This window comes from Haladaptatus sp. W1 (assembly GCF_001723155.1).
Lineage (GTDB): Archaea > Halobacteriota > Halobacteria > Halobacteriales > Haladaptataceae > Haladaptatus > Haladaptatus paucihalophilus.
The window spans coordinates 1-11,419 of sequence record NZ_MEIH01000255.1; the positions used below are offsets into that span (position 1 = coordinate 1).

Here is an 11,419-nt window from a genome sequence, read left to right on the forward strand (position 1 = left end):
GCGAGGATGACCAGCATGAACCACTTCTCCAGGAAGAACGGCACCGTCGCGTTCTGGCCGATGACGCGGAAGTAGTAGAGTTGCTGATCGGTGAACACGAGGTCCGCGGCGCGTTGGAACGCGTACGGCGGGCTGACGAGGTAGACGAACTCGTAAATCTGTGCTGAGAGGTGCACGCCGAGCGTGTCGTCGGCAATGAATCGAAGCGCCCGCGACGGCGAAATCGCCGGGACCGTCCAGAGGACGTTGAACACGAAGAAGACGCCGACCGAACTGGCCATCGCCCGCGACCGTGACGCGCACGCCGCCGAGAGGCCGACCGCGATGGCGATGTACGTTACGGCGAAGAAGAGGAACAGGAGGAAGAACTGCGCGAGAATCGCGATATCGACCGACGCGAGGAGAATCGACCCTTCGATGGCCGCGATGGCGAACGCTAACGCGAGACCGACGGCGACGACGGCCGACCGACCGACGAACTTCCCGATAACGAGGTCGAGGCGCGTGTTCGGGAGACCGAGGAGGAACTTGATGCTCCCGGACTCGCGTTCGCCCGCGATGGCGAGATAGGCGATAATAAGCGCACTGATGGGGATGATGAAAATTCCGACGAGCGCGAGGAGTCGAAGCACATTCGTCATGCCGACGTCCGAAGGTGCGACGTACACCGTAAGTGCGAGCAGCGCGACGTACAGGCCGATGAGCGCCCACAGCCCCTTCGAGCGCCGGGAGTCGATGAAATCCTTTCTCGCCACCGACACCCAACTCATGCGGTGACCTCCATACGAGCGTCGGGGTCGTCCTCGGGTTCGTCGCCCGTCGTGTAGGTGGTAAACAGCTCTTCGAGCGAGGCTTCCTCCGATTTGATGTCGGTGACGGTCGTCGCGGCGTCCACGCGCTTGACGACCTGCGGTTTCGTCACGGGGTCGGAAAACGACACGCGGAGCATGGATTCCTCGACGGACACCTCGGACACGCCGTCGATGGCGGTCAGGTCGAGGCCCGTCGGCACGCGCTCGACGGAGAGGAGGAGTTGCGAGCGGGAACCGGTCAGCTCCCGAAGTCGCTCGACGGTGTTCTGTGCGACGAGTTCGCCGTCGTTCATGATACCAACGCGGTCACAGACCGCATCGACCTCGGAGAGGATGTGGCTGGAGAAGAACACGGCCGTGCCGCAGTCGGCCTCCTCGCGGAGGAGTTCGCGCATCTCCGCGATGCCGTGGGGGTCCAGTCCCGAGGAGGGTTCGTCGAGTATCAGGAGGTCGGGGTCGCCGACCAGCGCGGCGGCCAACGCGAGGCGCTGTGTCATCCCTTTCGAGTAGCCGCCCACCTTCCGGTCGGCGTCCTCCTGTGACAGCCCAACGCGGTCGATGAGCACCGCGGGGTCGTTGGTCGCGTCCTTCGCGTCGATGGCGAATTCGAGGTGTTCGCGCGCCGTCAGCCGGTCGTAGAGCCGATACCCGTCGGGGAGGATGCCGATTCGGTCGCGGATGGTTCGGGATTCGTCCTGTGCGTCGTAGCCGAGGACCGTCGCCGTTCCGTCGGTGGGGCGCATGAAATCCAACAGCATGTTGATGGTGGTGGATTTCCCCGCCCCGTTGGGACCGAGGAAGCCGAATATTTCGCCCTCCTCGACCGTCAAGTCGAGGTTTCGAACCGCGACGACATCGCCAAATCGCTTGGTGAGGGACTTCGTTTCGATGGCGGCCATGGCGGGACTTTCGATGCCGTGCACAAAAGTTTTCTCCTGATTGACAGCTACCGACGTGTTCAATGGTATCACGCGACAGTGGCGCGGAAGGACTTTGCATCGCGGCGTTCGTCACTCTCGAATGACATCGCCCGCAATCCGTCCAGCGCGACCCGCCGACGCCGCCGGTATTCGGCGCGTCGCCCGCGAATCGTGGCACGCCGCCTACGACGACATCATCGGCGCGGAGACCGTGGACGACACCATCGACCGGTGGTACGACCCCGACCGACTCCGGGAGAGCGCGCGACGACCGAGCCACGAGTTCTTCGTCGCCGAACGCGACCGACTCGTCGGGTTCGTCCACGTCGCGCCCGACGCCGAGGAAGAGGAGAGTATCTTCGAACTCGTGCGCATCTACGTCGTTTCGGACGAGTGGGGGTCGGGGCTGGGAACCCGCTTGCTCGCCCGCGCCGAACGGCGGTTGGAAGACCGGAACGCCGACCGACTTCGATTGACCGTCCTCGCCGACAACGAGGTCGGCGTGGGATTCTACGAATCCCGCGGCTTCGAGCGCACCGAAGAGCGGGACGATGCGGCGCTCGGTGTGACGGAGTTCGTGTACGAAAAGGAGTTGTGAACGGCTATCCGACCGCGCTTAGACGTACTGCTCCAAGAACTCGGCCGTCTTCGTGTACGCCTCGATGCGGTTTTCCAGTTTCGAGAAGCCGTGGCCCTCGTCGGGGAAGACGAGTTTTTCGACCGGGACGCCCTGTTCGGCGACTTCTTCGGCTATCTGCTCGGCCTCGCCCACGGGGACGCGCGGGTCGTTCTCCCGTGGAGGACGAGCAGCGGCGCTTCGATTTCGTGGATGTTGTTGATGGGACTGATGGACTCCAAGAACTCGCGGTCGTCTTCGAGCGAACCGTACTCGGCCTCGCGGAGTTCGCGGCGCCAGTCGCCCGTGTTTTCGAGGAACGTGACGAAGTTGGCGATGCCCACGACGTCCACCCCGGCGGCCCACAGGTCGGGGTACTCCGTCAGCGCCGCGAGGACCATGAACCCGCCGTAGGAGCCGCCCATGGCAACGATTCGGTCGGGGTCCACAGCGCGCTGGTCGTGTAACCACTCGACACCGGCCTCGACGTCGGCGACCGAATCCATCCGCTTTTCCACGTCGTCCAGATGGGTGTACTCCGTGCCGTAGCCCGACGAACCGCGGACGTTCGGCTCGAAGTAGGCGTACCCGCGGTTCAGGAAGTACTGTTTGACCGGGTTGAACGACGGACGACGCTGGCTCTCCGGGCCGCCGTGGATGTCCACGATGACCGGCGTTTCGCCCGCGCTCGCGTCCTCGGGCACGGAGAAGAACGCGGGAATCGAACGGCCGTCGAAGCTCTCGAAGTGGACGAGTTTCGGGCGGACGAACGAGTCGGTCGGAAGCCCCCCGTCGATGCGTCGGTCCAGCGCTCCGCCTCGCCCGTTTCCGTCTCGACGACGTAAACGTTGGTCGCGCTCGCGCTGCCGGTGACGGAGATGGCGAATCGCTCCGCGTCGGGGCCGAAACTGACGCCCCCCGCGATACCGTGCGGCAGGTTGGGCGTCGGGAACTCGCGGATGGTCGTCTCGCCGGTCAACTCGCCGACGGTGAGTTCCGTGTACCCGTCCTCGTTGCGCGAGTAGACGAGCCGACCGGTATCCTCGTCCAGCGCACAGCCGTCCACGTTCCAGCTCCCGCCCTCCTCGACGAGTTCGATATCGTAGGTGTCGAGGTCGAGGCGGGCGAGATACATCGTGTCCGCCCCTTCATCGGTGACGAGGTAGAGCGCGTCGCCGTCCGGACCCCAGTTGATGCCCTGATACCGGACGTTCCCCTCGTGCGGGGTGACGTGTTCGATGTCGCCGGATTCGATGTCGAGGACGTACAGGTCCCGGTCGAACGAGGAATGGGATTCGACCACGACGAGGCGGTCGTCGTCCGGACCCCATCCGGCGAGCGAGAGCCACCCGTCGCCCTCGTACACCATCTCGGCATCGTCCCCGGTCCCGGTGCGGTCCTGCACGTACACGTCGAAGACAGCGTTGTCACGCCGGTTCGACGCGAACGCGAACTGCGACCCGTCGGAGTTCCAGCCGCCCCATCGGTGTTTCGCGTCGGGCATCGCCGTAAGGGGGGTGATGGTTTCGCCGTCGCCGTCGAGGCGGAACAATTGCTGGCGTTCGTTCCCGCCCTCGTCCATCCCGAAGGCGAGTTCGTCGCGCTCGGGTGACCACGAGACGAACGTTACCCGCTCGTCGTAGAACGTCGATTGCTGGGGCCACGCGCGCGGACCGTCCAACTGCCACACCTGCGGGACGCCGGTCGTGTTCAACAGGAAGCTCAGACGCTCCCCCGTCGGGTCGAACGACGCGCCGTACGCGCTTCGAACGTTCAGATAGCGTTCGAAATCGTAGGATGTCATCGTCGGTCGGTTTTCCCGCTGACGGGATAGAGCTTTGGTCGTCGATAACACCCGACGTTAGTGAACGATGTGTAATGAAAATATAAAATACATCTCATCGTACTTAAAGGACGGAGATACAAAGGCACAGACTTTGGACGACCGATAGCTTGATTTGTAGTACGTTTCGTGATATAGTATGGATACGACATCTCAAAATTCTCACAGTGACTCCGATTTGATACGGGAATTCTCATTCGATAACACTGAAACCGACAGTGTCGTCGTTGCTGTCAGCGCAGCCGTTTCGGAGGTTACTGGGACGCCGATGGAGGAGATGCCGCCACTCCAAAAGACGCTCGACTGCGATGCGCTCGAATCCCTCTTTAGCTCGTTCGATATAGACGATATCGGGGAGATAGGACAGGTCCAGTTCCCGTTTCACGGGTGCACGGTGCGGATCGATACGACCGGAACGATCCAAGTATTCGACGGTAATCGACGATTTACCGCCGACGGCACCGGGTGCTAACACCGTGGAGGGTGAACCGGAACTGCTCTCGGTGGACGAGTTCGAGGACGAACTCGGAAAACTGCTCGAAACGAGCGCACGGAACGGAATCGATTTCGACCGGTCGTGGACGTTCCGCCTCCCGAACGATGAGCTCCCCGACATAATGGTCGAAATCACGAGTCTACAGAAGCCCACCTCCGATTCTGAAGAGCGGTAATGGCGGCGTTCGAGGGGTAAAGTTATCGTTTCCAGAGAGTAGCCGGTATATAACAAAAACCCCTGCGTGAGAGGCGCGGATGCCATGCAAACCGAGAAACGACGCGTCCTCGCGGTCGCTATCGCCTGCCTGTGTATCGTCGGAAGCGGTGGCGTCGTCGCCACGACGCACGGACACCCAACCGACGGCCACCGGACGGGGACGATGACACACGAGCAACGAGCGAAAACGACGACGCACGACCGAGCGGGGACACACGACGAGCGGTCAGGAACGGAGACGTCGAACGAGACGGTTCAGGTCGAGTTCGTCAACAACTCGACGGTCGTGATTCACGGCGCGGCCGAGCGCGTCGGCATCGGAACGACGTGGTACGCGCCGGACGGCGTTGCGACGTCGTACTTCGAGTACGGCCCGCTGAACGGGACCACGCGCATCGCCGTTCCAGTGCAGGGCAGCGGAACAACGATAACCTACGTCACGGTGTACGACGACGAACGCGCGACGCCGATGCTGACGAAACAACGCCCGACCGCGGCGAACACGACGACGGAAACATGCCGCGGCGAATCGGCCGCGTGAGTGCGTCGATGTCGTAACGACGACCCGACGAAAAGCCTCGATTCGCCGCCGGCCGCCGTGCGGGAATGGTCGGATTTGTTCGCGCCAACGAGCGAGTAACAGCCGATTGAGTCGCTGGCAGCGCGGAAACCGCATCGTTCGGCGTCCGGCCACCGGTGGTAGGTTCGGGTGCACGTTTGTCAGTCGATAAACTGTTTACGAAATCGGGACATCGAGCGATACGGGGTAAACGGAGTCGCTGATTTATGCGGTATCTCGGCGTCTACGCACCGACAGGGTGGGAGGAATGAATACGACACAGACACGGGAGCGCACCGACCGGGCACGGTCGCGGGCGTTCTCAGAACAGGAGGTGTACGACGCGGTGAAGAACCTACGCAGGCGCTACGTTCTCTACTCGCTCAATCGGCAGCGCGGTTCCGTCGAGTTGGGAGAACTCGCCGAACAGATAGCGGCGTGGGAGAACAATATTTCTCGGGAGGAGGTGTCTCCGGAGCAGCGAAAATCGGTGTACAGCGCGCTGTATCAGACCCATCTTCCGAAGTTGGAGAACATCGGTATCGTCAGCTACGACCGGGATTCGAAGCAGGTGTCGTTTACGGACGGCGCACGGGATTTCGAGTTGTATCTTGCGACGGACTCCCAGACGACGGTCCCGTGGCACAAACTGTACGTCGTGCTCTCGGCGGTCAGCGCGCTGTTGCTCGCGCTCGGATGGTTCGAACTCGTCCCCGCTTCGGGGTTCCAACTTGCGACGTTCGTCCTCGTCGCGTTTGGCATGACAGCCACGGCGCACTTCTACGACCGTCACTGTTGGCAGCAGCGGTTTCAGGGCGCGACCCCGGACCTCGCCGTGGAGTTCGGCGACGACGGCCGGTTCTTGTGAATCCTCGACGACCGTTCAGGAGGTTTTCACTATCGGCGCGCAGATGAAAGAAGACTTTTACTTTCTCGTTTCGTGGCGAGGAGTATGCGCGTCGCGTTCGTCGCAGAAGTGACGGCTCAACACGATGACACGGGGAGAACCCGCAGACTTAGACGTCTCGCAGAACTGCTCGCGAATCGCGGCCACGACGTCACGGTTTTCTGTGCCCAGTGGTGGGACGGCGACCACGAAACGTTCGAACAGGACGGAGTGGTGTATCACGCGGTGACGACCGACCCGCCGGGCCAAAGTCCGTCGCGGCGCTTCGCGCTCTCGCTCCCCGGCGCGCTCCGCCGTTCGAAACCCGACGTGATCCACGCGGCCGCGGTTCCGAAGCACGTCCTCGCGGCGAAGACGGCGAGTAAACTCGCGCGCGCACCGCTCGTCGTGGACTGGTACGAGTCGCCGTCCGAAATCGAGAGCACCTCGAAGTCGCTCAGGATGGCGGCGCGGGCACCGGACGAAGTTATCACGCCGTCCGAGACGATACGGACCCGCGTCCGGGAATTAGGCGCGGACGGCGGCGACGTGCGGGTGATTCCGAACAGCATCGACATGGACGCCATCCGGGACGCGCGGGTCGTCGACGGTGCCAACATCGTCTACTCGCGCCGCCTCGACGAGGACGCCAACGTCGAGAGCCTCTTTCTGGCGCTGGCAGAACTCCGCGATAAGGGCTGGCACGCCGTCATCATCGGCGACGGCCCCGAGCGCGAGGGGTACGAGCGACAGGCCTCGGACCTCCGCATCGACGACCGCGTGGAGTTCACGGGGGCACAACCGGTCGAGAAACGGATTCCGGTGTTTCGCGGCGCGCACGTCTACGTCCAGACCGCGCGGCGCGAAGCGTTCCCGACGGACCTGTTGCGCGCGCTGGTGTGTGGCTGTGCGGGCGTCGTCGAGTATCACGTCGAATCGAGCGCCCACGAACTGGTCGAGCAGGAAGAACGCACCTTCCGAACGACGAGCGAGCAGGAACTCACCGACGCGCTTCGGTCGGCCGCCGACCTCCCGCGGATGACTGAAAACGAGGAGTTCGAGCGCTACGACCACGACCCCGTGCTGGAACGGTATCTCGACTGCTACCGCGACGTGCAGGATTCGTTCGGATTCTTTTGAGAACAATCGCGGTCATTCGCATCCTGAGAGGCCGTCGATACGAGTGATAAACACCGCGCTCCGTCGATGACGGTCTACAGAGTGAACGAAACCCGTACTACCGACTACTGTTGGAGTCGGAGCGGTGACGACGGGTATATCGGGCATCGATACCCTCCGGAGGAGAATTCAAACCGATGCCACCCGTACCGGCGGACAACGCATGGCGACCAAACTCGAAACCGAACGACTCACGCGAGTCGTCGGCGGGGACCGAATCGTCGATGGCGTTTCCATCTCGGTGTCGGAGGGGGACGTACTCGCGGTGCTCGGTCCATCCGGGTCGGGGAAATCCTCGCTCCTTCGGCTCCTCAACCGGCTCGACGAACCGACCGACGGAACCGTGTTTCTCGACGGGACGGATTACCGCGACCTTCCGCCCCGGGAAGTCCGTCGCCGAATCGGCATCGTTCCCCAGTCGCCCGCGCTCCGGGACGGGACGGTCTTCGAGAACGTGACCATCGGCCCGCGGCTTCGCGGTGAGACGGTCGCGGACGGAATCGTCGAAGAATTGCTGGGACGGATAAACCTCGACGGCTACGCCGACCGGGACGTCGCGGACCTGTCGGGCGGCGAGGCACAGCGCGTCGCCATCGCCCGGACGCTCGTCACCGAACCCGAGGTGCTCCTGCTCGACGAACCGACGTCGAGCCTCGATTCGTCGTCCGAGGAACGGGTCGAAGCGCTCCTCGAAGGACTCGTCCGCGAAACCGACCTGACGACGGTCCTCGTCACCCACGACGAGTCGCAAGCGCGTCGGCTGGCGGACTGCGTTGCGCTGCTCGAAGACGGGAGGCTCGAATCGGTCGGACCCGTGTCGGAGGTGATGGCGTGAGCTTTTTCGACCAGTTCGGAAACCCGGACGTGCTCCGGGGACTCGGACAGGTCGCCGTCGCGTCGGCGTTGGCGCTCGTCGTCCTCGTCGTCTCGGCGGTCCGAAACCTCGACCTCGAAACGGAACTCGGGCGGTCGTTCGTCCGCGGGTTCGTGCAGGTGATAGCGATGGGGTCGGTCATCGGCGTGCTCTTCTCGGTGAGCCTCGCGTGGAGCGGGCTAGTGCTCGTGGCAATGATGGGAATCGCCGCGTGGATTTCGAAGGACCGCGGCGAGGACGTTCCCGGCGTCTTCCGCGTCTCGCTCGTCGGAATCGCGTTCGGGTCGGGACTCGTCATCGTCACGATGGTCGCCGCGGGCGCGATAGAGGCGACCGTTCGGAACCTGATTCCGGTCGGCGGGATGGTCATCGCGAACGCCATGAAAACCAACTCGCTCGCGCTGGACCGGTTCAAGGGAGAGATAGAATCGAACCGCGCGGAAATCGAGGCCGTCCTCGCGCTGGGCGTCGCCCCGGAGAACGTCGTCTCCGAGTACGTGACGACGAGCGTGCGGGCGTCGTTGATTCCGATGGTGGAGTCGCTGAAGAGCCTCGGACTCGTCTACATCCCCGGCATGATGTCCGGGATGATTCTGGCGGGCGCGAACCCCATCTACGCCGCCGAGTACCAGTTCGTCATCATGGCGATGCTGTTCGCCGCCGGGGGACTGACGAGCATGGCGAGCACCCTGCTCGTCGGTCGCTACGCGTTCACCGAGGCCGAGCAGTTGAAACCGTTCGACGGGGGAGAGGCGAGCGCGGGATAGCGCCGCCGTCTACTCCTCGCGGTCCGCGTTGGCCGCCTCGACGGCGCGGACGGCGGCGACGTTCTCCGGCACGTCGTGCACTCGAACGATGTCCGCCCCGCGTTCGGCCGCGATGGTCGTCCCGGCGACCGTCGCGGCCGTTCGGTCCTCGTCCGCGATGGGTTCGAACATCGATTTGTGCGAGTGGCCGATGAGGATGGGACAGTCGAGGGCGTGCAGTTCGCCCGTCCGACCGAGGAGTTCGAAACTTTCCGTGGGGGCCTTGCCGAAGCCGAGTCCGGGGTCGACGATTATCTTGCTCCGGTCGAGTCCGGCCTTCTCGGCGAGCAGGACGCGCTCTTCCAGTTCCGCGATGACGTCCTCGACTACGTCGTCGTACTCCACCGTGTGCTCCGGAACCACCGGCGCGTCGAGGCTGTGCATGACGACCAACGGCGCGTCGTACTCGGCGGCGACGAATCGCATTTCGGGGTCCTCCAATCCGGACACGTCGTTCAGGATGTCCGCGCCCGCTTCCAGCGCGGCGCGGGCGACTTCGGCCTTGCGAGTATCGACGGAAATCATGGCGTCGAGGTCGCTGATTCGCTCGATGACGGGGACGATGCGTTCTATTTCCTCTTCGTTCGACACTTCCTCCGCGCCGGGGCGCGTGCTCTCGCCGCCGATGTCGATGACGTCCGCGCCCGCCTCGACCATTCGTTCCGCGCGCTCGATGGCGTCCTCGTGTGCCTCGTACTGCCCGCCGTCGTGGAAGCTGTCCGGCGTCACGTTGAGGATGCCCATCACGGCGGTTCGACCCTCCCACGGGTAGCCGTGGTCGCGGCCGTCTCCGTCCCCGTCGGAATCCGACCGCCGGATGCCGAGCGTCTCCCGGATGTCGTCGGCGAAGACCGACAGGCCGTAGGGTCCGTCGTCGAGCGCCTCCGCGAGCCGTTTGTACTGGGTCAGCGTGCCCATCAACAGCACGTCGATGTTCTCGTCGTCCCGGTCTTTGAGCCCGGAGCGCGCACACTCGCCGCCGAGGGCGAGCATCTCCTCTTTGATGCGCCGTGCCTGCCGGGTCTGGACGCGGGTTTTGACGACGCGGTGAACCGCTTTTCCGCGAATTCTGACGTTCTCGGTGTGTGTCACGTGGCTGGTTTCCAGCGCCTCGCGCGCGTCGTCCATGTCGGCGATTTGCTTCGGAATTTCGGCCCGCGTCCAGCGGGTCCGCGCCTCCGCCACGGCGAACAGCGACCCGACGACGAGGACGAAATCGTCCTCGTCGGCCGCCGCGAGCGCGCTATCGAGCGCGCTCTCGACCGAGCGAATTCGTTCGACGTGCTCCACGCCGCTGTCCTCGAACACCCGCGCGATGACCGCTTCGTCCTCCGCGCGGTCGATGTTCGCGTGGGTGGCGACGACGTGATCGGGCGTCGGGAGCGCGTTCGCCATCCCTTCGACGTCCTTGTCGTGCATCGCGCCGAAAACGAAGTGGAGGTCGTCGTAGTCGAACTCCGCGATGGTGTCGGCGAGGGCGGCACACGCACCGGGGTTGTGCGCCCCGTCGAGCGCGACGAGCGGGTCCGTCCCCATCACTTCGAACCGGCCGGGCCAGAACCCCTTCCGAAGCCCGCGGGCGAGGTCGGTGTCGGTCACGTCGGCGACCTGCCGGGCGAGCACCGCGGCGATACCCGCATTTTGGGCTTGATACTCGCCGAGTAGCGGAATCGAGGTTTCGAGGTTCCAGTCCGGACCCGACAGCGAGATGGCCGCCTCGGTGTGATTCGTCCGTCCTTCGTAGGTCGCCCGCACGTCGCTGTCCTCGCCGTCGCCGACGACGAGCACGTCGCCCGCCTGTTTTCGAACCGCGTCGAGGGCGTCCCCCGTCGCGCCGGTGACGAGCGGCGCGTCCTCTGGCGCGACGTGTGCCTTGTCCGTGGCGATTTCCTCGACCGTCTCGCCGATGATGCCCGTGTGTTCGAGCGTGACGCTGGTGACCGCCGAGGCGACGGGGTCCACGACGCTCGTCGCGTCGTACCGCCCGCCGATGCCGACTTCGAGGACGGCGACGTCCACGTCCTCGCGCCCGAAGTACCAGAGCGCCAGCGCGGTCATCCCCTCGAAGAACGTCGGCGAGTTGCCGTGAGTCGCCCGTTCGGTCACGTACTCCGAGACGGCTTCGACGTACTCGACCATCGCCGTCTCGGTGATTTTACGCCCATCGACGGTGATTCGCTCACGAACGTCGTCGAAGTGCGGCGACGTGTAC

General features: G+C 64.1%; 11 protein-coding genes and 1 pseudogene. 8 read left to right on the forward strand and 4 right to left on the reverse strand.

Translation table 11 applies throughout. From position 1 onward, the window contains the following. Positions 1-770: ABC transporter permease subunit (locus BG842_RS11440; protein ID WP_069450824.1), on the reverse strand; the 770-nt coding region annotated here is incomplete at its 3' end. After that, complete coding sequence (locus tag BG842_RS11445) at positions 767-1,711, reverse strand: ABC transporter ATP-binding protein (protein ID WP_069450825.1); 945 nt, start codon at positions 1,709-1,711, stop codon at positions 767-769. The genes BG842_RS11440 and BG842_RS11445, both read right to left, overlap by 4 nt. 121 nt (positions 1,712-1,832) lie before the next feature. On the opposite strand from BG842_RS11445, the gene BG842_RS11450 reads away from it, so the two are divergent. Beyond that, on the forward strand, positions 1,833-2,330 hold the full coding sequence (locus tag BG842_RS11450) for a GNAT family N-acetyltransferase (protein ID WP_069450826.1): 498 nt from the start codon (positions 1,833-1,835) through the stop codon (positions 2,328-2,330). A gap of 18 nt (positions 2,331-2,348) precedes the next feature. Here the strand turns inward: BG842_RS11450 and BG842_RS11455 are convergent. Next, positions 2,349-4,152, reverse strand: a pseudogene (locus BG842_RS11455) (S9 family peptidase). Positions 4,153-4,330: 178 nt separating this feature from the next. Here BG842_RS11455 and BG842_RS32510 point away from each other — a divergent pair. The 7 genes from BG842_RS32510 to BG842_RS11490 all read left to right on the forward strand — a co-directional run bounded on the left by BG842_RS32510 (position 4,331) and on the right by BG842_RS11490 (position 9,168). Then, positions 4,331-4,663: a HalOD1 output domain-containing protein gene (locus BG842_RS32510; RefSeq protein ID WP_069450827.1), complete on the forward strand. Its 333-nt coding sequence runs from the start codon at positions 4,331-4,333 to the stop codon at positions 4,661-4,663. Positions 4,664-4,667: 4 nt separating this feature from the next. After that, positions 4,668-4,862, forward strand: coding sequence for a hypothetical protein (locus BG842_RS11465; RefSeq protein WP_069450828.1), 195 nt, complete (start codon positions 4,668-4,670; stop codon positions 4,860-4,862). 66 nt (positions 4,863-4,928) lie between these two features. Continuing rightward, positions 4,929-5,444: a hypothetical protein gene (locus BG842_RS11470; protein ID WP_254663100.1), complete on the forward strand. Its 516-nt coding sequence runs from the start codon at positions 4,929-4,931 to the stop codon at positions 5,442-5,444. Positions 5,445-5,730: 286 nt separating this feature from the next. Next, positions 5,731-6,330, forward strand: a complete 600-nt coding sequence (locus tag BG842_RS11475; RefSeq protein WP_069450830.1) for a hypothetical protein — start codon at positions 5,731-5,733, stop codon at positions 6,328-6,330. Positions 6,331-6,414: 84 nt separating this feature from the next. Then, positions 6,415-7,488 carry a glycosyltransferase gene (locus BG842_RS11480; RefSeq protein ID WP_069450831.1) on the forward strand — a complete coding sequence of 358 codons (1,074 nt, stop codon included), beginning with the start codon at positions 6,415-6,417 and terminating at the stop codon, positions 7,486-7,488. Positions 7,489-7,690: 202 nt separating this feature from the next. Continuing rightward, positions 7,691-8,362 carry an ATP-binding cassette domain-containing protein gene (locus BG842_RS11485; RefSeq protein ID WP_254663101.1) on the forward strand — a complete coding sequence of 224 codons (672 nt, stop codon included), beginning with the start codon at positions 7,691-7,693 and terminating at the stop codon, positions 8,360-8,362. After that, the gene (locus BG842_RS11490; protein WP_007979443.1) at positions 8,359-9,168 is read left to right on the forward strand and encodes an ABC transporter permease; all 810 of its coding nucleotides are present in this window, start codon (positions 8,359-8,361) and stop codon (positions 9,166-9,168) included. Before BG842_RS11485 ends, BG842_RS11490 begins: the two co-directional genes overlap by 4 nt. A gap of 9 nt (positions 9,169-9,177) precedes the next feature. Here BG842_RS11490 and folP read toward each other — a convergent pair. Next, on the reverse strand, positions 9,178-11,419 hold a 2,242-nt coding region (gene folP, locus BG842_RS11495; RefSeq protein WP_069450833.1), incomplete at its 5' end, for a dihydropteroate synthase.